Annotated in this window: 23 protein-coding genes; 13 read left to right on the top strand and 10 right to left on the bottom strand. The window is 66.2% G+C overall.

Annotated features, from left to right (window positions below):
• Positions 1-143 precede the first annotated feature (143 nt).
• The 4 genes from E0H45_RS13290 (at position 144) to E0H45_RS42445 (ending at position 3,469) form a co-directional block, all read left to right on the top strand.
• Entirely contained in the window at positions 144-620 is a 477-nt protein-coding gene (locus E0H45_RS13290) for a hypothetical protein (RefSeq protein WP_131337425.1), read from the top strand.
• On the top strand, positions 617-1,735 hold the full coding sequence (locus E0H45_RS13285; RefSeq protein WP_131337424.1) for a protein kinase domain-containing protein: 1,119 nt from the start codon (positions 617-619) through the stop codon (positions 1,733-1,735). Before E0H45_RS13290 ends, E0H45_RS13285 begins: the two co-directional genes overlap by 4 nt.
• Positions 1,736-2,163: 428 nt before the next feature.
• A complete protein-coding gene (locus tag E0H45_RS42450) occupies positions 2,164-2,502 on the top strand; it encodes a MarR family transcriptional regulator (RefSeq protein WP_165546425.1) in 339 nt (112 codons plus the stop codon).
• Positions 2,503-2,905: 403 nt separating this feature from the next.
• Positions 2,906-3,469 (top strand): GNAT family N-acetyltransferase, encoded by a 564-nt coding sequence (locus E0H45_RS42445; RefSeq protein WP_165546424.1) that lies wholly within the window; start codon positions 2,906-2,908, stop codon positions 3,467-3,469.
• Positions 3,470-3,518: 49 nt separating this feature from the next.
• Here E0H45_RS42445 and E0H45_RS13275 read toward each other — a convergent pair whose 3' ends face one another.
• The 3 genes from E0H45_RS13275 to E0H45_RS13265 form a co-directional block, all read right to left on the bottom strand.
• Positions 3,519-4,406, bottom strand: a complete 888-nt coding sequence (locus E0H45_RS13275) for a class I SAM-dependent methyltransferase (protein WP_131337422.1) — start codon at positions 4,404-4,406, stop codon at positions 3,519-3,521.
• Positions 4,407-4,472: 66 nt separating this feature from the next.
• On the bottom strand, positions 4,473-5,132 hold the full coding sequence (locus E0H45_RS13270) for a response regulator (protein ID WP_131337421.1): 660 nt from the start codon (positions 5,130-5,132) through the stop codon (positions 4,473-4,475).
• A complete protein-coding gene (locus E0H45_RS13265) occupies positions 5,129-5,917 on the bottom strand; it encodes a sensor histidine kinase (protein ID WP_131337420.1) in 789 nt (262 codons plus the stop codon). The genes E0H45_RS13270 and E0H45_RS13265 overlap by 4 nt, the downstream gene beginning before the upstream one ends.
• A gap of 142 nt (positions 5,918-6,059) precedes the next feature.
• On the opposite strand from E0H45_RS13265, the gene E0H45_RS13260 reads away from it, so the two are divergent.
• From E0H45_RS13260 to E0H45_RS13250, 3 genes are read left to right on the top strand one after another with little or no spacing between them, the layout of a single operon-like run.
• Entirely contained in the window at positions 6,060-6,761 is a 702-nt protein-coding gene (locus E0H45_RS13260; RefSeq protein WP_131337419.1) for an ABC transporter ATP-binding protein, read from the top strand.
• On the top strand, positions 6,758-9,073 hold the full coding sequence (locus E0H45_RS13255) for an ABC transporter permease (protein ID WP_131337418.1): 2,316 nt from the start codon (positions 6,758-6,760) through the stop codon (positions 9,071-9,073). Before E0H45_RS13260 ends, E0H45_RS13255 begins: the two co-directional genes overlap by 4 nt.
• Before the next feature lie 42 nt (positions 9,074-9,115).
• Positions 9,116-9,871: a class I SAM-dependent methyltransferase gene (locus E0H45_RS13250; protein ID WP_131337417.1), complete on the top strand. Its 756-nt coding sequence runs from the start codon at positions 9,116-9,118 to the stop codon at positions 9,869-9,871.
• On the opposite strand, the gene E0H45_RS13245 is transcribed toward E0H45_RS13250, so the two are convergent.
• Complete coding sequence (locus E0H45_RS13245) at positions 9,866-10,639, bottom strand: nitroreductase/quinone reductase family protein (protein WP_272948972.1); 774 nt, start codon at positions 10,637-10,639, stop codon at positions 9,866-9,868. The genes E0H45_RS13250 and E0H45_RS13245 overlap by 6 nt on opposite strands.
• Before the next feature lie 210 nt (positions 10,640-10,849).
• Here E0H45_RS13245 and E0H45_RS13240 point away from each other — a divergent pair, with 210 nt between their 5' ends.
• Positions 10,850-11,386, top strand: coding sequence for a TetR/AcrR family transcriptional regulator (locus E0H45_RS13240; RefSeq protein ID WP_238154941.1), 537 nt, complete (start codon positions 10,850-10,852; stop codon positions 11,384-11,386).
• A gap of 250 nt (positions 11,387-11,636) precedes the next feature.
• Here the strand turns inward: E0H45_RS13240 and E0H45_RS13235 are convergent, their stop codons facing one another.
• From E0H45_RS13235 to E0H45_RS13220, 4 genes are all read right to left on the bottom strand, one after another.
• Complete coding sequence (locus E0H45_RS13235; RefSeq protein WP_131337414.1) at positions 11,637-12,539, bottom strand: carbohydrate ABC transporter permease; 903 nt, start codon at positions 12,537-12,539, stop codon at positions 11,637-11,639.
• Positions 12,532-13,470 carry a carbohydrate ABC transporter permease gene (locus E0H45_RS13230; RefSeq protein WP_131337413.1) on the bottom strand — a complete coding sequence of 313 codons (939 nt, stop codon included), beginning with the start codon at positions 13,468-13,470 and terminating at the stop codon, positions 12,532-12,534. Before E0H45_RS13230 ends, E0H45_RS13235 begins: the two co-directional genes overlap by 8 nt.
• Entirely contained in the window at positions 13,467-14,741 is a 1,275-nt protein-coding gene (locus E0H45_RS13225) for an extracellular solute-binding protein (protein WP_131337412.1), read from the bottom strand. Before E0H45_RS13225 ends, E0H45_RS13230 begins: the two co-directional genes overlap by 4 nt.
• A gap of 113 nt (positions 14,742-14,854) precedes the next feature.
• Positions 14,855-15,937, bottom strand: coding sequence for a substrate-binding domain-containing protein (locus E0H45_RS13220; protein ID WP_131337411.1), 1,083 nt, complete (start codon positions 15,935-15,937; stop codon positions 14,855-14,857).
• A 76-nt stretch (positions 15,938-16,013) separates the two neighbouring features.
• Between E0H45_RS13220 and E0H45_RS13215 the strand changes: the two genes are divergently transcribed.
• From E0H45_RS13215 to E0H45_RS13200, 4 genes are all read left to right on the top strand, one after another.
• Positions 16,014-16,631, top strand: a complete 618-nt coding sequence (locus E0H45_RS13215) for a DUF624 domain-containing protein (RefSeq protein WP_238154940.1) — start codon at positions 16,014-16,016, stop codon at positions 16,629-16,631.
• A 59-nt stretch (positions 16,632-16,690) separates the two neighbouring features.
• Complete coding sequence (locus E0H45_RS13210) at positions 16,691-18,178, top strand: DHA2 family efflux MFS transporter permease subunit (RefSeq protein WP_131337409.1); 1,488 nt, start codon at positions 16,691-16,693, stop codon at positions 18,176-18,178.
• Positions 18,179-18,348: 170 nt separating this feature from the next.
• Positions 18,349-20,850 (top strand): Tex family protein, encoded by a 2,502-nt coding sequence (locus E0H45_RS13205; protein ID WP_202872276.1) that lies wholly within the window; start codon positions 18,349-18,351, stop codon positions 20,848-20,850.
• A 58-nt stretch (positions 20,851-20,908) separates the two neighbouring features.
• Positions 20,909-21,448, top strand: a complete 540-nt coding sequence (locus E0H45_RS13200; RefSeq protein ID WP_131337408.1) for a dihydrofolate reductase family protein — start codon at positions 20,909-20,911, stop codon at positions 21,446-21,448.
• Between the two features lie 11 nt (positions 21,449-21,459).
• Here the strand turns inward: E0H45_RS13200 and E0H45_RS13195 are convergent, their stop codons facing one another.
• Positions 21,460-21,660 carry a heavy-metal-associated domain-containing protein gene (locus E0H45_RS13195; RefSeq protein ID WP_131337407.1) on the bottom strand — a complete coding sequence of 67 codons (201 nt, stop codon included), beginning with the start codon at positions 21,658-21,660 and terminating at the stop codon, positions 21,460-21,462.
• Positions 21,657-22,037, bottom strand: coding sequence for a nuclear transport factor 2 family protein (locus tag E0H45_RS13190; RefSeq protein ID WP_131337406.1), 381 nt, complete (start codon positions 22,035-22,037; stop codon positions 21,657-21,659). The genes E0H45_RS13195 and E0H45_RS13190 overlap by 4 nt, the downstream gene beginning before the upstream one ends.
• 37 nt (positions 22,038-22,074) lie before the next feature.
• On the opposite strand from E0H45_RS13190, the gene E0H45_RS13185 reads away from it, so the two are divergent.
• A complete protein-coding gene (locus tag E0H45_RS13185) occupies positions 22,075-22,722 on the top strand; it encodes a TetR/AcrR family transcriptional regulator (RefSeq protein ID WP_202872275.1) in 648 nt (215 codons plus the stop codon).
• Positions 22,723-22,844: the final 122 nt, after the last annotated feature.

Below are 22,844 nucleotides of genomic sequence, written 5' to 3'. Positions count from 1 at the left end.
GATAGACGACTCGGCAAACTGCGCGACATTTCCATTCCGACTTGCTCACCAGGATGTCGTCTAGTGACTGAGCGAGCCGGTCGTTATCAGATTGGTGATCGTGAAGCCTTCCGCGTGTGGCCGTGGGCATCCACAATCAGTGCATGCGCGTCGCTGGAGTGAGCATCAAGTCCGGACAGGTCTATGTGGCGGTCGCGGAGCAGGCCAATGAGCCGCACCTATTGTCGCTGCCGATACAGCCGCCAATCCGAGTGCTCGCCAACGACGGCTTGGATCAAGCCCACCGATTAACTGACCTGGCGGATCGACTGCAACAGGACTTCCACACACACAATGTTGAGCGTATCGGCCTAGTAGCGACGCGAATGCACGCCAACTGGAAGTACACATCTGCTTACGAACGTGTCCTGGCGATCAGTGCCGTAATGCTGGCGGGAGTCGAGCTCGATATCCCCTACGAAGAGATAAAGACCGAGCGCATCGGCAAGGCGGTCGAGCATCCAGCTAAGGACCTCGAGCACATATCTCCTACTGCCTTCGGCTGGGATAGCCCGCCGAAGTATTGGACTGCCGGAGGCGCCGAAGCCTTCGGGGCGACCGTGCCGCTGCTCGCATCATGACGGGGCACAATGCGTTGACCGAAAGCTCGGACCCTGATGATCACACCAGACGAGAGCGCGAACGAGTGCTGTCGCTCGACTTCGAGTGCCTCAAGAGCATCCCAGAAGGGATTAATGAGGTTCGCGTTTGGTGGGATAAGTTGCTCGATTGCTACCGCGTCGGCAAGCGGTTTGACATTTCGTCGCTTGATCACGGAGAAGTACTACCTGAACCTGCCACACTGCAGAAGATCAGGCACAAGCATGTCGTTTCGGTGCTTGCCGCGGTAAATGTTAAAGGCTTTTCAGCCCCACTTCGAGTGATCGAACTGATCACTGAATACTACCCACGCGGGAGCATCACAGACGCCCTTCTATCGGGCGAGACCTTCACTGCAACAGAGGCCGTTCGCATCACGCAAGCCGCCCTTCGCGGCCTAGCAGAGCTCCACGAGGTCCACGGCATCGCTCATCGCGATGTCAAGAGCGGTAACATCCTACTAATGCAAGACAGTTCGGTAGCCAAAATCGCCGATCTTGGCTTGGCTGGTGAATTCGGCGCCAATGGCACCGTGCCGGCGCTCGAAAACCCGACTCTCTATAGCCCACTGGAACTGATAACGACAAAGAGTCTCACTAGGGCGAGCGACATATATCCCTTTGCTCTCATACTTCGCGAACTGCTCGGCGGAGCCTTGCCCTATGAGAAGTACTCACGTAGCGATGTCGTGTCCCGCTTGTCTCGTAAAATGTCGCCGGTTTCGGCTGAGGACGCGCGGTTGCCAGTTTGGACACCTAGAGATCTGCGGCGAATAATTACGAAGACCGGCCAGCGAGCGCAGCAGAATCGATACCAAACCGCTAGAGAGATGGACCAAGCCCTGAGCGCTGCAATGATCGCCGACTGGCGAGAGACCGAGCCACTCGTCTGGGAGGCGCCATTCCGGCATGTTCCCGGGCGCCAGGTTCAGGTTTCTGCCAAGAAGAAGCGGAACGGAGATTACGTCCTGTCGACAAAGGTTCGACGGAATGCGGGCTGGCGAAAGAACGCCGACGATATTTATGCACCCAAGCTAGAGTCAGCCGACGCTCGCCGAGCCTTTGACCAGGCAACTGTAATCGCTAATGCCCGATGAGCAGCAGTATCAATACCATTCGCCTCCCATAAGGTGAGGCGTTGCCGAAGTAACGTAACATCCAACCGCTCGGGCGGCAGAGTCCATCGCGCTACAGGTCCCTGACCGACAGGGAGCAGACGACCTTCGGTTGTGAGACATTCAGTGACTTGCGCTACTCGATAGGTCGTCACTCCTCGACCAGGCGCCCAGAACCATCTCATCGCGGCTGCCGCTGAAGAGTTGAGAGGCAGTTCACGCAGGAGTTGCTCTGCCAGCACCTGCACAGCCCACTCTCGCCTCGGGAATGACCCAACGCCACCGTCCGCCACGCAGGCAGCGTCGATGCCCAGCAGTAGGACATCCGACGCACCGAACAGGGCTGACTTCATAGGTTCATGTTACGCGTTACCTGTAACAGATAATAGATAACAACGTACGATCGCTCAGTGACCTTTGCTGACGACGATCGGCTGCAATCGCTGTCGAAGACTCTCTTCGGACAGCGACATCGCCTCGCCGTCATGTTGGCCGTCGCAAGGGGTGACGGTGTGATCAACCCCAGTGATCTCACGGAGCAACTCGGGTTCCGTGCACAAAGCAGCGTTCAGGCTCCGCTACGTGACCTCGCAAGCGCCGGCCTGATCACCCGAGTGCCGACCTCGAGCGGCAAGACCTACTACCGCCGTAACTCGAGCTTGGCCTGGGCGTGGGCCGAGGAAATCGCGCTCGCTGCGCGAGATGTCCCATCGTCTGATCGGGCGAGCGCCGAGCCCGACGTTCGGTAGATCGCTCGGCGTCCTCACTCGTAGCGCAGGCAAGAGGACCGAGTATCGCCGGTCTCAGTTCTGGTCTCATTCGCTGGCGTTCGCAGAGGTTCACAGGCAGCCACGGGCAGGTCGGGGTACGCGGGCCAACGCCCCAACGACAACCTGCGAACTCGATCCCGAGGAATTGGAAAGCGTGTTGGGGGCAACCCCTCACGAGTTCGAATCTCGTATCCTCCGCCACTCACTGAGAGGCACAAACCCGCAGGTCAGAGCGTGGTTTCGGTCCTTCGGGAGAACGACAACAGCCGGGGCGGCTCCCAATCCGGGAGCCGCCCCGGAGTCGTTCCGTCTCAGCCTGCGCAGGCACATCCCGCACCGTAAACGAGTTGCGAAGCGTGCCCAGAGGCCAGACCCTGCCGACGTGCAGACAAACATCGAACTCCGCGAGTGTGCCGACGAACATCTGCCGGAGGTTCTCAAGGCGCAGGTACTGTCGTTCCTGCGCATCATCTGGCCGGCGGGATTCACCGGACCGAACCAGTTCCGTGACTGGACCTCTCATCCTGACCTGAGGCCTCACCACCTGCTGTACGCGGCTGGTTCCCAGCTCGTCAGCCACCTTGAGATCATCACTACGACCGTCTCAGTTGGCGCAGAGCACTACGTCGTGCAGAGCCCGACAGCGGTGATGACATTTCCTGCCTTTCGAGGTGAGGGCTGGGCCGGACGGCTGGTTGCCGCTGCGGTTGCCCGCATCGACGCCGGCCAAGCAGATGTGGGGGTCCTGACTTGTGGCCCGCACCTTGTCGAGTTCTACAGTCGGGCCGGCTGGGAGCTTGCCCCCGGTGCGACGATCCTGGCCGGAACGGATGGGAGCACCTGGATCTCCGATGACCTCCTCCTGACACGATCGGTCGGTCCTCGCAGCGCCGCATTCAGAGACTCCCTGCGCAAGCATCCAATGCGCGTAGCCGACGAGTGGTAACCGAGCCATCAGCTGAAAGCCGAGGGCCTCACCATTCACGGTGAGGCCCTCAGGCGTTGCTGGCTTTCTCGTGTCGGACTGCCATAACTCGCATCGAGCCGCTGGTGACGCGGATTCGGCGGGTTCGTAGGCCGCGGAGGCGCTCGATGGGTGGGATCAGGCGGGAGACGGGGTCCAGGAGCTCACGCATGCGGGTGGCCACGAACGGGAGTGCGTAGTACTGGTAGGCGCTGTCGACGGCGCGGACGGAGAATCCGGCGCGGTTCAGGAGAGCTGTGATTGTGCGGGGGTCGTAGTAGCTGACGTGTTCGGGGATCTTGTAGGACACCCATCGTCGGCCGGACGCCCGCGAGAGCACGCTTCTGATGTTGGGCGTTACCAGGACGAGCAGACCGCCCGGCCGGAGCAGGCTGCCGGCGCGCTCGAGGAACGCGCCCGGTTCGGTGAGGTGCTCGATGAGGTGCGATCCGAAAATCACGTCGTACTGCTGTTCCTGGATTTCCGGCACCTCCTCCAGCAAACCGCAGAAGACCCGGTTCGGCAGCCGCTCCGACGCCCACTTGATCGCAGTTGGTGAGAGATCGATGCCGTAGGCGTCGTACCCGGCTTGCAGGGCGCACTGCAGGAAGTAGCCGTAGCCGCAGCCGACCTCAAGGATCTTGCCGGACGGGACGAACTCGGCGATCCGGCGGACATCCTCCCGGAAGGTTGCGAGGTACTCCGATTCCTGGCTCTCGTACTCCGAGTAGCCCGAGCCCCCGCCGCCGAAGTACGAGTCCGTCTCGTACAGGGCACGGAGGGTTTCCGGTGTCGGCGTGGGCTGGAGCTGAACGAGGCCGCACGTCAGGCACTCGGCGATACCGTAACCGTCCTTGGCGAAGCGAGAGCGGAAAGGCCCCCGCGCCGCACACAGAATGCATACCGTTTCGTCACGCATGGCCACAGGTCCCCCGCGATTGAGAAGGTGGCGAATCTAGTTGACCCGGAAGCCAATCAGCAAGGGTTACCGGTCTCCGGGGGTGACCAGGCCGGTTTCGTAGGCGAGGACTACGGCTTGGGAGCGGTCTCGGAGGGTTAGTTTGGCGAAGATTCGGGCCGCGTGGGTTTTGACGGTGGCTTCGCTGAGGGTGAGGGCGGTGGCGATCTCGGCGTTGGAGAGGCCTTGGCCCATCAGGGTGAGGACTTCCAGTTCGCGGGGCGTGAGGTTGGAGAGGTCGCGGTGGATGGCGGGTTGGGCGGCTGCTGGGGTGGCGAAGCGTTCGACCAGGCGGCGGGTGATGGAGGGGGACAGGAGGGCGTCGCCGGTGGTCACCAGGCGGACGGCTGCGGCGAGGTGTTCGGGCGTCACGTCCTTGAGGAGGAAGCCGCTGGCGCCGGCGGCCAGGGCGGCGTACACGTAGCTGTCCAGATCGAACGTGGTGAGGATCAGGACGCGGCAGTCGGTCGGGGTGGCCAAGATGCGGCGGGTGGCTTCCAGGCCGTCCATGGTGGGCATGCGGATGTCCATGAGAACGACGTCCGGGTTCAGGCGTCGTACGGCGTCGACTGCTTCGGCACCGTCTGCGGCCTCGCCGACGACCTCGATGCCGCGGGCGGTGAGGATCATCCGGAAGCCCGTGCGTACCAGGGCCTGGTCGTCCGCGATCACCACGCGCGTGGTCATGGGCGCTCCAGCGGGAGCTTGGCGCGGACGCGGAAGCCGCCGCCGAGGCGCCGGCGGGCGTCGAGTTGGCCGCCGTACACGGCGACTCGTTGCTTGAGGCCGAGGAGCCCCCGGCCGTCTCCGTCGGAGACCACCGAACGACCGCTACCAGTCAGGACGCTCGGGCCGGAGTTGAGAACTTCGACCCGCAAGGCGTGCGGCGCGTAGCGGACGGTCACCTCGGCCTGGACGCCGTCGCCGTGCTTGAGGGCGTTGGTGAGCGCCTCCTGGATGATGCGGTACGCCGTGACGTCCAAGCCGGTCGGAAGCGGGTACGGGTCCCCAGAGATCCGCACCTCGACAGGTAGACCCGCAAACGCGATGCGATCGATGAGCTCGCTCAGACGCGTCAGACTCGGCTGCGGCGCCAGGGCGTCGTCTTCCTCACCTGAGGCCTTCGGTGCGAGTAACCCGAGCAGATGGCGCAGCTCAGCCATGGTGTCGCGACCTGCGGCTTCTACTGCGAGTAGCGCAGCCTCAGCCTGCTCCGGCTCGGCTGCCAGCACCTGCCGGGCCGCACCGGCCTGGATGACCATGACACTGACGTTGTGGCTCACGATGTCGTGCAGGTCGTGCGCTATCCGCGCCCGCTCCGCGTCGACGGCGTTCCGCGCCGCTGTCTCCCGTTCGCGCTCCAGCAACCACCCGCGCTCCTCCAGCGCCCGCGTGTGGGCACGCCGCGCCCGGACGTACGCGAACGCGAGCAGACCAGCGGCCACGGCCGGCAACGCCACAAGGAACCACATCACGAGCTCCACTGTCCCAAAGCCGTTCCCCCAAGCGCATCATCCGTCAGGCGCACGCCGTACATCTCCAGGATGACAGGGCACGGATATTCGCCCGGCAGGGTGACGTCAGCGGGCGCCTTCCGCCCCTAGCGTGAGCAGCATGACGGACGACAACGGACAGGCGGTCGTACAGCTCACCGCCGTACGCAAGGAGTACGGCGAATCCGCCGCACTCGATGGAGTGTCGCTGGAGATCCACGCCGGTGAGGCGGTCGCGGTGATGGGACCGTCCGGCAGCGGCAAGTCGACGCTGCTCAGCATGGTCGCCGGCCTGGACCGGCCGACGTCAGGGTCCGTCGTGGTGCACGGCGACGACCTGGGCAAGCTGGACGAGAAGGGGCTGGCGCTGTTCCGGCGGCGACGGATCGGGATGATCTTTCAGTTCTTCAACCTGCTGGACGACCTGTCCGCGCTCGACAACGTCGCGCTGGCCGCACAGCTCACCGGTACGTCGGCAGCGCACGCACGGAAGCGCGCACTCGAGCTGTTCGACGAGCTCGGTATAGCCGGTCGCCGCAACACGTACCCCTCGCAGCTGAGTGGTGGCGAGCGGCAACGAGTCGCGGTCGCCCGCGCGCTGATGAACCGCCCGGCCATCCTCCTCGCCGACGAGCCGACAGGTGCTCTCGACACTCGTGCCGGCGAGCAGGTGATGGACCTGCTCCTGGACCTCAACCAGATCGGCCAGACGCTCCTGCTGGTGACACACGACCAGCAACTCGCGACACGCTGCGCCAGCCGGGTCATCGACTTCGTCGACGGGCAGATCGCCGGCGAACGCAGCCTGGAGCGTACGGCGTGAGCGCCGTCTGGCCTGTAGCGCGAGCGGCCGTACGACGGCGCCGTGTGCAGACCGTGGTGATCGGCGTGGTCGTACTGCTCTCCACCACGATGATCGTCGTCGCACTAGGCCTGCTGGCTGCGTCGAGCGCTCCGTTCGACCGTGCTTACGCAAAGCAGAGCGGTTCGCAGCTGACTGCGTCGTACGACCGCAGCAAGGTGACTGATGCGCAGCTGACCGAGGCGGCACGGAGTGCGGCGGCTGTCGGCGGACCGTTCCCGCAGGCGACGCTCGAGCTCGCTCAGCCCCAGATGATGGGGTCACTCGTGACTGTTGGGCGTGCGGATCCCGGCGGCTCCGTCGACCGGCTCAACGTGTGGAAGGGCCGCTGGGCGGACAAGCCCGGCGAGATCGTGCTCAACCGGAACCCGACCGAGTCCAGCGGCCGCGGTACGCCGCAGCTGAACGGGACAGTGACTGCCAACGGTCAGACGCTCACCATCGTCGGGTTCGCGTACAGCGTGAGCCAGTCGGCCGATGCATGGGTCACGCCGGAGCAGTTGAACGCACTGCATCCGACGTCGACGCAGATGCTCTACCGCTTCACCCACGCCGCCACCAATGCCGAGCTCACGGCTGGGCAGAAGGCTGTGACGGCCGGTCTGCCGAGCAATGCCCTCATTGGTACGCAGTCGTACCTGGCGCTGCGGGCAATGGCTGCGGGCGAGCCCAACACGTTCGTGCCGTTCCTGATGGTGTTCGGGTGGCTAGGGCTCGCTGTCGCCGTACTGATCGTGGCTAACGTCGTCAGTGGTGCTGTGGTCGCAGGGTTCAAGCACATCGGTGTGTTGAAGGCCCTGGGGTTCACACCGACACAAGTGATGACGGTGTACCTGGGGATGGTTTCGATCCCAGCTGTCGTCGGGTGTGCCGGCGGCGTTGCCCTAGGCAACATACTCGCCACATCCTTGCTGACAAGGGCTTTCGAGAACTACGGCGCCGGCGGTACGGGTGTACCCGCCTGGGTCGACGTAGTCACGCTGTTCGGCGTACCTGCTCTGGTCGCGCTGTCTGCCCTGGTGCCGGCGTTGCGGGCGCGGAGCCTGTCAGCGGCGCAGGCGATCAGTGCTGGGAGCGCACCGCGCGCTGGGAGAGGTCTGCGGGTGCAGCGGTGGCTGAGCGGGACCCGGCTGCCCCGGTCGGTCAGTCTGGGTCTGGGACTGCCGTTCGCTCGTCCTGGGCGTACGGCGTTGACGCTGGCGGCTGTAGTGCTCGGTGTCACCAGCGTGACGTTGGCAGTGGGGCTGGGGAAGTCGCTGACGACGTACCAGACAGCGGCTAGTCGAGCAGGTGCTGTTGACCTGACGATCTTCGCTGGTCCGAACGGCTCCGGGCCAGAAGGGCCAAATGCGCCACCTGGTGCGAAGCTGACCGATGCTGAGGACGAGGCCGTACTGCGTTCGGCGCCGGGCGTCACGTCGGTGGCGGCGATGGCGGACCTGGAGATGCGGCTGGCTGGTACGCAGACCGACCTCCGCGTGTCGTTCTACCGCGGGGACTTCGATCAGATCGGCTACCGGATACTCGCCGGACGCTGGTTCGACGGTCCGGGACAGGTGGTGGTGTCGGAACGCTTCCTGAAGCAAAGCGGTGTGGCAGTCGGCGACACGATCACGCTGCAGTCGAAGGGCAAGAGCGTACGGGCGCAGATCGTCGGGAAGGCGATGTACAACTCCGGCGAGGAGGTGCTGTCCAACTGGGCGACGCTCGCGCTGATCGCACCTGACCTGCGGGCGAACATCTACGACATCAACGTGAAGCCCGGGACGGACCTGGACGCGGTGGTCAAAGCCGTGCAGGCGAAGGACTCCGGTTTGCAGGAGGCGGACGGTCAGGACGCCGGCACGTTCGTGGCCGTCGTACTCGCGACCGTCGTACTGCTCACGCTGATGCTGGGGACCGTTGCGGCGCTCGGTGTGTTCAACACCGTCATACTCAACACCCGCGAACGCCGCCGCGACCTGGGCATGCTCAAGTCGATCGGTATGACGCCCGCACAGGTCACGCTGATGGTCGTGACCTCGATGATCGCGCTGGGAGCCCTCGGCGGCCTGCTGGGCATCCCGGTCGGCATCATCGCCCACCGCCTGGTCGTCCCCGCCATGGCCAACGGAGCCCAGATAGAACTCCCGGACTTCATGCTCGACGTCTACCCGGCCGGCCTACTCGCCCTCCTGGTCCTCGCCGGCATCCTCATCTCCGCCGCCGGCGCCTACTTCCCGGCCCGCACGGCCGCCCGCACCACCATCGCCGAAGTCCTCCACAACGAGTGAAATGCGCTTGCTTGACGGCGGTCAGTCGGGCTGACTGTGTGTATGGATGAGGTCGTGGCGGGTAATCGGGTCGTTTGGGAGCGAGCTTCCACGAAGCATGTTGTGGAGTACGACGAGCTGCTCGAGGAGGCTCGCGGGGACGACGGGTTGTTCGCGCGGGAGCGGGAATTGTTGGCGCCGGTGCTGGCAGAGGGGCCGGTGGTGGTGCACTTCCAGAGTGGACATGGGCTCGACGACGTGGCCCTGGTGAAGGCCGGAGCCAGGAGCGTCGTGGGCGTGGACTACAGCTCCGTGGCGGCAGGTGCTGCGCAGCGCAGGGCGACAGAACTTGGCATGGCCTGTCGGTACGTCGTGGCCGAGGTTCCCGGCGTACCGGTGCGGGACGCGTCCGTCGACCTCGTGTACACGGGCAAGGGCGCACTGATCTGGATGCGCGACATCGACGCTTGGGCGCGCGATGCGGCGCGTCTGGTGCGGCCGGGTGGACACCTCTTCGTGTACGAGGCCCACCCGGCCGTACCGCTGTGGACCTGGGACGAGGACGAGCCGCGGGTCCGGCCGGACCGGAGCTACTTCGCCGAGTCGCACATCAACGACACGTTCCCGGGCAACGGCGCCCAGGAGTGGCAGTGGACGCTCGGCCAGATCGTCACCGCGGTCACCAAAGCCGGCCTACGGCTCCAGGTCCTCGAGGAGTACGCCGAACCGTTCTGGCGCCCGCAGGGCGACACGAACGCCGCGGCGTGGTCCGGCCGACTCCCCAACTCCTACGCACTGCTGGCCCAAAGGCCCCTATAGATAAGGCAGAAGTGCTGCCTCCTCGCGGTCCAGGTGGGCGTTGAGCTGAGCGATCAGCTCGTCCACCTGGTCCAGGACGTTGGTATCGACCAGCTGCTCGAGCTCGGCGAGCAGCACTGCGATCTGGTCGTGCTCCTTCTGCAGTACAGCGATCACGTCCGCCAGCTCCGGGTGCTGCTCGACCAGGGCCGGGAACAACCCGGTTGATTCGCCGGTGTGGTGGTAGTGCAGGCCCTGACAAACAGTCAGGCAGTTGATGCGGAGTTGCGCGCCCAGCGTCCCGGATGTCGCGATCTCGTGCCGGATCAAGGTCAGTTCGCGCCGGAACGCGGAGTGGATCGTCTTCAATGCATCAGCGAAAGAGCCGCGACCGTGTGCCGGTGGCCCCGGTTGCTGGACGAGCGCCACAACCGGAATGGTCCGCGTAGTGCCCTTCTGGTACTCGCCCCACCCCGCGTCAGCCTCGACGAGTCGGGCGAAGACCTCGTCGCGCTCGGTGCCACGCAGTACGACTGCCGTTGCCGGATAGTCGAAGAGCCCGAGGTCGATGCTGACCTTCGGATTCGCGAGCAGGTTGTGGTACCAGTCCGGGTGCTTCGGACTGCCGCCGGCCGAGCCGACGACGAGGACGCGGTCGCCGTCCGGGTAATACCCGAGGATCGCGGTGCGCGATTGCCCGGTCCGCGCGCCGGTGGTTGTCAGGAGCAACAACCTGGAGTTCTCGAAAGGCCCGCCGACCCGGCCGTCGTTCGCCTTGAACTCCGCAATGAGTTGTGCAGTGAAATCGTTCAGGATTCGCTTCTCTCTGGTGTCGTGAAAAAGGGTTTTGCAGACAGAGAGAAGCGGGCGGCGGGGCCCGCGCGGCGCTCAGAGCGCAGCCGGGGACCCAACTCGTGAATGGCTCAAGGCCGACCCGGCAGTCACGTCCGAGATCGTACCCGGGCCGTGGGGCCAACCCAAGCAGGAGACAATGTCTACGTGACACTGCCCGATCGGCTCGTCGAGGCCGGGGTCGAACTCCTCGAGGAGGACGGCCTCGCCGACCTCACGCTGCGCGCGATCGCCCGCCGTACGGGCGTCTCGCACGGCGCACCGCGGCGCTACTTCCCCACCCACGACGCGCTGCTGGCCGCGATCGCCGCCACCGGACTGCAGGATCTCGCCGCCCGGCTCGGAACGACGACCGACGGACCGCCCGAAGAACAATTGGTAGCGGCTGCCAAAAACTACCTGCAGTTCGCCGCCGAACGCCCCGGCATGTTCGACCTGATCTTCCGCCACGACCTACTGGCCGGCGCCGGAGGCAACCTCCGCGCGACATCGCTCCCGCTGTTCCAGAACTTCGTCGACCTGGTCGCCCGGATCCACCCCGCCGACGCCGGCCTCCGCGCCACCGCCCTGTGGACAAACATCCACGGCCTCGCCACGCTCCGCGCCACCAACGCCCTGGAACTTCTCGGTACGACGGACCTCGAGCCGATCGTCCGGTACGTCGTCCACAGCCATATGCACTGATTGTGTACAAGTCGTCGCGATACGTCGTGCTTCCTGCCGTCTTCGGGAAATCATTTCGGGAACCGGCGAAAAATCCTCATGAATGCTGTAACGGACAGCACACTCCGCCGATAAACGGGTGAGTGACCCAGAGGGGGGACCTAGTGGGAAACTCCGGTGTTTCTTCGGGACCACCGCATGTGGAGGGGGCCTCGCAGGTGCTCACCCGGGGCGGGGTGAGCACCTGTTCGAGGATCTGCCCCCGGATCCGCTAGCCCTTGATCCCCACGTTCGCCATTCCTTCGACGAACCGCTTCTGGGCGAACACGAACAGTACGATCATCGGCAGCGTCGCGAGCGCCGTACCGGCCATCAGGTACGGCCACTGGATCTCCGCCGGGTTCTGGGAGAAGATCGCCAGCCCCAGTTGCAGCGGCCGCATCGAGTCCGACGTGGTGATCATCAGCGGCCAGAGGAACCCGTTCCAGGCGGCCTCGATCTGGAACACCGCGATCGTGATCAGGGCCGGCTTGATCAGCGGCGTCATGATCCGCAGGAAGATGCCGAACTCCCCGAGCCCGTCCACCCTGGCCGCCTGAGCCAGCTCGTCCGGCAGCGAGACGTAGAACTGCCGGGCCAGGAAGGTGAACAGCGGTGCCGCGCCGAGCGGGATGATCAGGCCCCACCACGAGTTCAGCCAGCCGATCCCGCCCTGGCCGAGGATGTTGTTGCCGCCGAACAGCGGGATCGACTTCACGATCAGGAACAGCGGCACCAGGATGATCTGGAACGGCACCAGCAGCAGCACGATGAAGTAGTTCAGCAGCGACTTCGCCCCGCGCAGCGGCAGCTTGGCCAGCGCGTAGCCGGCCATCGTGCACACCACGAGGGTGAACGCGGTCTCACCGACCGCGATGAACAGGCTGTTGCGGAAGTACCGCAGGAACGGCGCGGTCTGCATCGCCTCGCTGAAGTTGCGCCAGCGCAGCTCGGACGGCAGCCAGCCGAACTTCGCGATCTCCAGGTTGCTCTTGAACGCGGTCAGCAGCATCCAGACGAACGGCGTGATCATCAGGATCGCGCCGACCGTCATGACGACGTACAACAGGATCCGGCCCGGCCGGAGTGCCGACGGCTTGGCGGAACCGATCGCCGGCAACGTAGCGCTAGTCATTGGCATCCGCCTTCTGGAGCAGGCGCCCGACCCCGATGAACAGCGCGATCACGATCATCATGATCACGGTCTCGGCGGACGCGTAGCCGAGTTTCAGGTCCTGGAACGCGTTCTGATAGATGTCCATCACGAGCACCCGCGTCTCCGACCCAGGACCGCCCTGCGTCATCACGTAGACCAGGTCGAACACCTGGAAGGTGCCCACGATCGACGTGATCAGGACGAAGAACTGCACCGGGCCGATCGCCGGCCAGGTCACGTTCGCGAACTTCTGCCAGCGGTTGGCACCGTCGATCTCGGACGACTCGAGCAAATCGCGGGAGACGCCCTGCAGCGCGGCCAGGTAGATGATCACCTTGGTGCCGAGCCCCTGCCAGATTCCGACCACCATCAGCGACGGCAGCGCGGTCGCCGGGTCGGCCAGCCAGCGGTTCGGCGCGAACCCGAACAGGCTGAGGAACCCGTTCGCCAACCCGGAGCCCGGGTTGTAGATCCACAGCCAGATGGTCGCCACCGCGACCGTCGCGGTGACGGTCGGGATGTAGAACGCGGTCCGGAAGAAGCTCAGACCCCGGATCTTCTGGTTCAGCCCTAGCGCGACCGCGAGCGAGATCGCCATCGAGATCGGGATCACCACGATCGCGTAGAGCACTGTGTGCCACAGCGACGCCAGGAAGTCGACGTCGCCGAACAGGTCGGCGTAGTTGCCGAACCCGACCCAGGCCCAGGTGTCACCGAAGCTGTAGTTGGTCAGGCTCAGGACGAGGACCGCGACGACCGGGATCACGATGAAGATGCCGGAGTGCAGCAGCGCCGGCGCGAGCAGTGCCCAACCGGTCCGGATCTGGCTCTTCAGCAGGGTCCGGCTGTCCTTGGACGGCGGCACCTTCCGGGACGTGCGGAGTGCTGGACGTTCAAGAGTTGTGCTCATCGCGACTGTCCTGCCAGGTTGTGCAGCACCTTGGCGGGATCCTTTTGTCCAAGGACCGCCTGGGTGAGCTGGATGTCGAAGTTGCCGCGCATCTCGAGCCAGTTGGACGGAACTTCGTTCTCGTTGACCGCGTAGACCAGGCCGTCGGCGACGAACTGGCTCAACGGATTCGACTTCGCCTGCGGCGAGTTGCTCGCGTCCTTGTAGGCCGGGATCTTCTTGTTCAGCTTGGCGATCGCGTCCAGCGTGGTCGGCTTGGTCAGCGTCTGGATGAATCCCCAGGCCGCGTCCTTGTGCCGGCTGCGCGACCCGATCGACGCCAGGTCGCCGCCGACGTACTCGATCTCCTTGCCACTGTCGAAGCGGAAGAACTCCAGGTCGTCGCAGTTCTTCTGCCCGATGCCGTCGGCGGAGCAGTCGACGCCGCCGTTGACGATGCCCATCGCGGCCTCACCAGTGAGCACGAGCGGTTGCTGGGCGGCGTTCGTCTGGCCGTACGGCTGGACGTTGTTGATCATCGACTTGATCCACAGCAGCGTGTCCAGGCCTGCCTTGTTGTCGAAGTTCGGCTCGCCCCCGACATAGAGCGGCGTACCGGTCGAGGCCAGGAAGGTGGTGAAGGACTGGCGGAAGCCGGTCGCCGAGGCGAGGTCGAACCCGCTGCGGGTGATGTTGCCGTTCTTGTCCCGCTTGGTCAGCTTCTCGGCCGCGACCTTGAGCTCGGCGAGCGACTTCGGCGGCTTCGACGGGTCCAGGCCGGCTTCGCGGAAGGCACTCTTGCGCAGCGCGACCGCACGGGCGTCCGCGATCAGCGGGTACGCGTACAGCTTCTTGTCGTACGTCACCGCCGGGATCAGCGCGGGGGTGCTCTTCTCCTTGATGACGTCCGGCGTCACGCCGTACTTGCCGAGGTCCTCGAAGATGTTCTTCGACGCGAACGGCTGGACCCAGCCGACGCCGGTGACCATCACGTCGTACGGGATACCCGCGGCGATCGAGGTGGACATCTTCTCGTTCAGGTTCTTGTACGTCGCGAAGTCCGGCTCGACCTTCATCTTCGGATAGGTCTTGTGGAAGTCGTCGACGACCTTCTGGAACGCCTCCTTGCCCTTGGTACTGGGCGGGAACGACGGGAGCAGCACCCGCAAGGTCCCGGTCGCCTCGGCCGGCGGCACGCCGTCGGTGCTCTTCTCGATCACCCCGTTGCCACAACTGCTGACCAGCACGCTGAGCGCTGCGGCCAGCAGGGTCAGTCCCACTCCACGTCTCACAGGGGAACTCCTTCGCTGACTTGTTCAGCCGGGGCCCGCGACCCCAAGTGCAGCGAAAGTATGGGAAAGGGCTTTCCTCGTCAATACCTCGGCGCTCGAATGATCACATTCGATCAGAACCGGAACACGGCGAGATTCTGTTCCGTCGTGGCGGTCCCGCAGGAGGTGCGGATGTTGAGCGTGGGAAGCAGGCTGAGGTGCTGGACGGGCATCGACGGCGACTGGAGTTTGCGGAGCAACAGGTCGCAGGCGGTTTCGCCGAGCGCACGACGCGGCGGGCAGACCGCGGTGAGCGGTACGACGGCCAGCGCGGCGGTGACGTCGTTGTAGGCGATGACGGCCAGGTCCTCGGGTACGCGGAGGCCGAGCTCCATCGCCCGTTCGACCAGGCGGGCGCCGTGTTCGTCCGAGTGGACGAGTACGGCGCGACTGCCGAACGACTCACACTCGGCGAGGAACGCGTCCAGCTGCGCCACCGCGCCCGGATCGTCGCCGCGCATCGGCAGGTCGACCGGCGACAGGAACACTTCGACGCCGAGCGCCTTCGCGGCCGACTCGATGCCCCGGCGCAGCCAGTACGCCGTGACCGTGGCCTGCAGGTTGATCGCGATCCGGCGATGCCCGAGCGCCACGAAGTGCCGCAGCGCCAGCATCGCGCCGTACGCGTGATCTGTCCGGACGTGGTCGTACTCGCGGCCCACCTGCGGGAACCCGAACGCGCGCTCCATCAGCACCACCGGTACGTCGATGTCGTCCAGCCGCGTGTCCAGCCGGTCCGCGTCGCCGTCCCCGAGTGCGGTGCTGATCATCAGCCCGGCGACCCCGATCCCCAGGACCTTGTCGAGCCGCTCGCGCTCGGTCGTCACGTCGTACCCGGAGACGCCGAGGACCAGGCGCGCGCCGTACCGGTCCGCCATCGCCTCGGCGCCGCGGATCACGTCGGAGTAGTACGACGTCGCGCTCGGGACGACGATGCCGATCGTCAGGCGGCTCCCGTGCGTCCCCTGGTCGGCGGTCCCGGTGCCGATCGCGCCGCCGTGCACCCGGCGGAGCAGGCCGGCTGAGTCCAGTTCGGCCAGGTCCCGGCGTACTGTGATCGCGGAGACGCCCAGCTCGGCGACCAGGTCGGCCACCCGGAGCCGCCCGTGCCGGCGCAGGCTACGCAGGATCAGCTCGTGGCGCTCCTGTGCAAGCATGCAGCCCCCTGGTCTCTCCGTGATTGTTCGTGATCATACGATCAGGACCCGCCCGTACGGAACGAGGAGACGATCGGTGGAGAAGGCCAACCGGACGAGCAGCGTGCTGACGAAGCTCGCGGTCGTCGGCGACCTGCTGATGCTGCAACTGGTCTTCGTGGTGATCAGCCTGGGCATCCTGACGCTGTTCCCGGCCGCGTTCGCGATGCAGCGGGTGCTGCCGGACGCGATCAGCCAGGAGAAGCCGAAGCTGATGCGGCGGTTCTTCCAGGAGTTCCGCTGGGCGATGAAGCAGTTCTGGCTGCCCGCGTTCGGTCTGTGGGTCGGCGGAGTGATGCTGGCCTTCGGCCTCTCGTTCTGGGCGAACGCGGACGGTCCGGTGCGGTTCTTCGCGCTCGCCGTCCTGGTCCCGCTCACCGGAATGATCCTCGGGCTGTACCTGAGCGGTCTGGCGATCCTGCCCGCGGCGCCGGAGACCTCCACGGTCAAGTCGCTGTTCCGGTCCGCCAACCTGTTCCTGCTGCGTCGACCGCTCCCGGTGGCCGGTGGAGTCGTCGTACTGCTCACCTGGTTCGCGCTGGCGTCGGTGGTGCCGACACTGCTCCTTGTCGGCTCCGGACTGGTCCCGGCGCTCACGGCGTACAGGCTGTCTCGGCCGCCTCGCGAAAAAACTTCTGAAGACGTGTCAATCTGACCGCTCCTGGTTCGACGTAGAGGTGTAAGGCCACTACAACGAACTGCAAGGAGACCGGAATGTACGCGACGACCGACACCCTGGCGACTGCGCCGGCTGCGCAGGGCGGCCGCTCGCGCTGGCTGGCGCTCTACACCCTCTGCGCGGGCATGTTGATGATCGTGCTCGACGTGACCGTGGTGAACGTAGCCCTGCCGGCCATTCAGGACGACCTGGGCTTCACGAGCTCCTCCCTCGCGTGGGTGGTGAACGCGTACCTGATCGCGTTCGGCGGCCTCCTGCTGCTGGCCGGCCGGCTCGGCGACCTCCTCGGTCGGCGGAACGTCTTCGTCGCCGGTCTGGTCGTTTTCACCGCCGCCTCTGTGCTCTGCGGTCTGGCCGGTTCGCAGGAGGTGCTGGTCATCGCCCGGTTCGTCCAGGGTGTTGGCGGCGCACTGACCTCCGCAGTGATCCTGGGCATGATCGTGACGCTGTTCCCCGAGCCGCGGGAGCAGGCCAAGGCGATCGGCATGTACGCGTTCGTCGCGTCCGCCGGTGGGTCGATCGGCCTGCTGGCAGGCGGCGTCCTGACGCAGGCGATCAGCTGGCACTGGATCTTCTTCGTGAACCTCCCGATCGGCGTGCTGACCGTCGTACTGGCCGTGAAGCTGATCGAGAAGGACAAGGGCCTGGGGATCGGCAAGGGCACCGACGTACCGGGTGCGGTGCTGATCACCGCAGCGCTCATGGTCGGCGTGTTCACGATCGTGAAGCCGGCTGCTGAGCTCGGCTGGACCGCACCGCGGACTCTGGTGCTGACTGCGGTGACGCTGGTGCTGCTGGCCGGATTCATCGTCCGCGAGGCGACCGCCGCGAACCCGCTGGTACCGCTGCGGATCTTCCGCTCCCGCACCCTGACCGGCGCGAACCTGATCCAGGCACTGTCTGCCTCCGGGATGTTCGGCATCTTCTTCCTCGGCTCGCTGTACCTGCAGCGGGTGCTCGGGTACGACGCTCTGGAGATCGGACTGGCGTTCCTGCCGACCACCGTGGTGATGGGGCTGCTGTCGGTGAAGTACTCCGAGAAGCTCGTGATGCGCTTCGGCCCGCGCCGCCCGCTGATCGTCGGACTGTCCCTGATCGTCGTCGGACTGGCCCTGTTCACGCAGGCTCCGGTCGGTGGCAGCTACGTCGTCCACGTCCTGCCGGTGCTGTTGCTGCTGGGTCTGGGCGGCGGTATCTGCTTCCCGGCTCTGATGGGCCTGTCGATGTCGGACGTGAAGCCCGAGGACGCCGGTCTGGCTTCCGGCCTCATCGGCACCATGGGTGAGGTCGGCGCCGCCCTCGGCCTGGCCGTCCTGGCGACCCTGTCCGCGACCCGCACCGCCTCGGTCGCCGACACCAAGCCCGCTCTGGACGCCCTGACCGACGGCTACCACCTGTCCTTCGCCATCGCCGCCCTGATCGTCGCTGCCGCGGTAGCCATCGCCGTCACCGTGATGCGCCCCGCCAAGCAGCCCGCCGACACCGTCTCCGAGGACGAAGAACTCGTCTGCGAAGCCGCCTGACGCACCAACCGAACTCCCCGCGACCACACCGGCCGCGGGGAGTTCGCCGTACTGCGGTTGTCCACAGGGTGGGGGATCGAGTTTCGGAGTGAGGGCGGGATGGGGAAGGATGTGGGTCCGGCAGGGTGGCAGAACGCTCGCCGGGTGTTGTCGGTAGAGGGGAATCGGACGTGGTGGTGCAGTCGATCGAGCAGCGGATCGCCGGCGAACTGGAGGTCGGTGAGAACCAGGTGCGGGCAGCGGTGGCGCTGCTGGACGAGGGGTCGACGGTCCCGTTCATCGCGCGGTACCGCAAAGAGGTCACCGGGATGCTGGACGACGCCCAGCTGCGCACCCTCGAGGAGCGCCTGCGGTACCTGCGGGAGCTCGAGGAGCGCCGGCAGACGGTGCTCGACTCGATCGAGAGCCAGGGCAAGCTCGACGACGCGCTGAAGGCGTCGATCCTGGCGGCCGACACCAAGTCGCGACTCGAGGACATCTACCTCCCGTTCAAGCCGAAGCGCCGTACCAAGGCGATGATCGCCCGCGAGAACGGCCTCGAGCCGCTCGCCGACGGGCTGATGGCCGACCCGGACGTCGAGCCGATCGCCGCCGCCGCGGTGTTCGTGAACGCCGAGGTCCCCGACCCGCAGGCCGCGCTCGACGGCGCCCGGGCGATCCTCGTCGAGCGCTTCGCCGAGGACGCCGACCTGATCGGTGAGCTGCGGGAGCGACTCTGGGAGCAGGGCCGGCTGGCGTCCGCCGTCCGCGAGGGCAAGGAGACCGACGGCGCGAAGTTCTCGGACTACTTCGAGTTCGACGAGCCGTTCACGAAGATGCCGTCGCACCGGATCCTCGCGCTGTTCCGCGGCGAGAAGGAAGACGTGCTGACGATCACCATCGAGCCCCTGCCCGCGGGCGTCGAGGCGGACGGACCGACGGAGTACGAGACCACCATCGCCCGCAAGGTCGGCGTGGACAACCAGGGCCGCCCGGCCGACAAGTGGCTCGTGGAGACGGTCCGCTGGGCGTGGCGGACGAAGATCCTGGTGCACCTCGGCATCGACCTGCGGATGCGGTTGCGGCAGGTCGCCGAGGACGAGGCGATCCGGGTGTTCGCGGCCAACCTGCGCGACCTGCTGCTGGCCGCCCCGGCCGGCACCCGCGCCACGATGGGCCTCGACCCGGGCTTCCGTACCGGCGTGAAGGTCGCCGTCGTGGACGCGACCGGCAAGGTCGTCAACACCGGCGTGATCTATCCGCACGTCCCGCAGAACCAGTGGGACAAGTCGATCGCCACCCTGGCCGCGCTGGCGGCCGCGCACAACGTGCAACTGATTGCTATCGGCAACGGTACGGCGTCGCGCGAGACCGACAAGCTGGCGGCCGAGCTGATCGCCAAGCACCCGGAGCTCAAGCTCACCAAGGCCGTCGTGTCCGAGGCCGGCGCGTCCGTCTACTCCGCGTCGGCGTTCGCGTCCCAGGAGCTGCCCGGGATGGACGTCTCGCTGCGCGGCGCGGTCTCGATCGCGCGTCGGCTGCAGGACCCGCTGGCAGAGCTGGTGAAGATCGACCCGAAGTCGATCGGCGTCGGCCAGTACCAGCACGACCTGCCGGAGAACTCCCTGTCCCGCTCGCTCGACGCGGTCGTCGAGGACTGCGTGAACGCGGTCGGCGTCGACCTGAACACGGCGTCCGCGCCGCTGCTCACCCGGGTCTCCGGTATCACGCCCGGCCTGGCGGACAACATCGTCCAGCACCGCGACGTCAACGGCCCGTTCACGTCGCGTACGGCGCTGAAGGACGTGGCACGCCTCGGCCCGAAGGCGTTCGAGCAGGCGGCCGGGTTCCTCCGGATCCCCGAAGGCGACGACCCGCTCGACGCGTCCAGCGTGCACCCGGAGTCCTACCCCGTCGTACGGCGGATCCTCGACGCGACCGGTTCGGACGTGAAGGCGCTGATCGGGTCGGCGGAGCTGAAGCGGCTCAAGGCGGCGGACTTCGTCGACGACATGTTCGGTCTGCCGACGGTCACCGACATCCTGGCCGAACTGGAGAAGCCGGGCCGGGACCCGCGGCCGGCCTTCAAGACCGCGGTGTTCGCCGAGGGTGTGGACAAGATCGCGGACCTGAAGCCGGGGATGAAGCTGGAGGGACAGGTCACGAACGTGGCCGCGTTCGGTGCGTTCATCGACATCGGTGTGCACCAGGACGGGCTGGCGCACGTGTCGGCGCTGTCGAAGAACTTCGTGAAGGACCCGCGCGAGGTGGTCAAGCCGGGCGACATCGTGATGGTGAAGGTGCTCGAGGTCGACATCCCGCGCCAGCGGATCTCGCTCACGCTGCGCCTGGACGACGAACTCGGCTCAGGCGGACGCCAGGCGGGCGGCCAGGGCGGACGCAGCCAGGGCGGCGGCCAGGGCCGTGGTCAAGGTGGCGGCCAAGGTGGGGGTCAAGGCGGCGGCCAAGGTGGCGGTCGGGGGCGTGGGGCCGGTGGACCAGGCGGTCAGGGCCGTGGGTCGGGCGGGTCCGGTGGTCAGGGCGGTCAGGGGCGTGGGTCTGGTGGCTCGGGTGGTCAGGGTGGTCGTGGCGGCAACCGGGGATCCGGTGGTCGTGGCAACCAGCCCGAGACCCCGATGGACGAGACCTCTCTCGCCGACGCCTTCCGCAAGGCCGGCTTCACCGTCCGCTGACGTCGAGGGGTGACGATCGGCTCCGACGTACCGGGTGAATCCAGCGAGGAGAAGCCTGATGCGCGACCTGATCGTCACCCAGAACATCACCGTCGACGGCGTAATCGAAGCCGGTGACTGGTTCGGACCTGCCGACGGCGGACCGGCCGTACTCGACGCGCTGCGCGAGCAGATGACGCGAGCGGATGCGTTCCTGACCGGTCGCGTCACGTTCGAGGAGATGCGCGGCTACTGGCCCGCCCAGACGGACGACCCGACCGGCATCGCGGCGTACCTGAACCAGGTCCAGAAGTACGTCGTGAGCTCGACTCTGCAAGAGCCAGCCTGGGAGCCGACCACGGTCCTGCGCAGTCTGGACGACGTACGCCGCCTGAAGGACGACACTGGCGGCGAAATCGTCTGCACGGGCAGCATCGCCATCACCCACCAACTGATCGCGGCTGACCTAGTCGACGAGTTTCGGCTCTTCGTCTACCCCACCGTCGTCGGAACCGGTCGTCGTCTGTTCCCCGCCGACTCGCCGCAGTCATTGACGTTGAGTGACTGCAGGTTGTTCCCAAGCGGCGTTGTGCTGGTCATCTACCGCCGCTCAGTTTGACCGCGCCCCCATCACGCCTCGACCTCGTAGCCGGCCGCCTCAACTGCAGTGCGGATCGCGGCTGGGTCGATCCATCGATCGGTGACCAAGGCAACCATTCCCGTCGGCAGATCCACTCGCACCGATTCGACGCCGGGCAACGTCTCGAGCTCTTCGGTCACGAATCCAACGCAGTGGCTGCAAGTCATACCCAGCACCCGGAACGTTGTCATGGCGCACTCACGTCGCGGGTCGCCTGCGTCGTACGGCGCATTCGGCCGTCCGGCGCCAACTCACCGAACAGGTACACCTCGGTCGCGATCTTCCGCCCGCGCCGCAGCTCCGCGTGGATCGTGAACCGCGCAGCGACCCGGTCGCTCGTGCGGATCGCCTCGTGCACGTCGTACGAGCAGGAGACCACGTTCTTCCGCACCGGTCGGAGGTGGTCGATCAACCGCTGCCGATCGAGCGTGATGCCGTCGGCGATCTGCTCGATGTCAGGCGTGTAATACCGGTCCACGACCGCTTCGGCGTCACCGCCTGCGACCACCTCCCGGGTGAACGATTCGAAGAAGTCCGCGACGAACTCCCGTGCGCTTAAATCTGACATGCTGTCAAAGATAAGCAAATCCACTAACCTTGACAAGGTGTCAGAGAACAAGCCGGTACGACGCCGGCGTCGCGCGGACGCGGACCGGAGCCGGACGGCGATCCTGGCCGCGGCGATCGTCCTGCTCGACGAGCAGCCCGACGCGAGCCTGGAACGGATCGCTGAGGCAGCCCACGTCACCAGACAGACCGTGTACGCACACTTCTCGTCCCGCGACGTACTGCTGAACGCAGCCCTCGACGAACTCACAGCCGAGACACTCGAAGCGATCGACGCCCTCGACCTCGACCAAGGACCAGCGCTGGGCAACGTACTACGCCTCATCGACCTCGCCTGGCGAACATTCGAACGCCACCCCCTCCTGCTACACCTACCGCCGACTGGCCCCCACAACACCCCACAGGTCGGCACCCACGGCGCGTCGCAGCCCGGTTCCCACGGCGCGCCCCGGCCCGGGTCCCGGGACGAGCGCCACGACCCGGTGGCGGACCGTTTCGAGCGCCTGATCCGCCGCGGCCAACGCGCCGGCGAGATCACCCGCGACCTCCCCGCCCACTGGCTGGTCACCACCCTCATCGCCCTCGGCCACGCCGCCGGCGAATCCGTAGCCACCGGCCACCTCACCACCCGAACCGCCAACAAAACCCTCCACACCACCATCACCCGCCTCCTACAACCGACATAGAAGCGCGCAACCCGCCCCACGCACGCCCCGCCGCGCACCACGCCCGCCCGGCGTCACGCCGCCCACGCCGCCCGTCCGGCATCACGCCTGGGCGGCATCACGCCACCCCACGCCGCGCGGGC

Source organism: Kribbella soli, assembly GCF_004331345.1.
GTDB classification, from domain to species: Bacteria; Actinomycetota; Actinomycetes; order Propionibacteriales; family Kribbellaceae; genus Kribbella; species Kribbella soli.
Note: the sequence above shows the minus strand (reverse complement) of the source record. Positions and strands in the feature narration are given on the sequence as shown.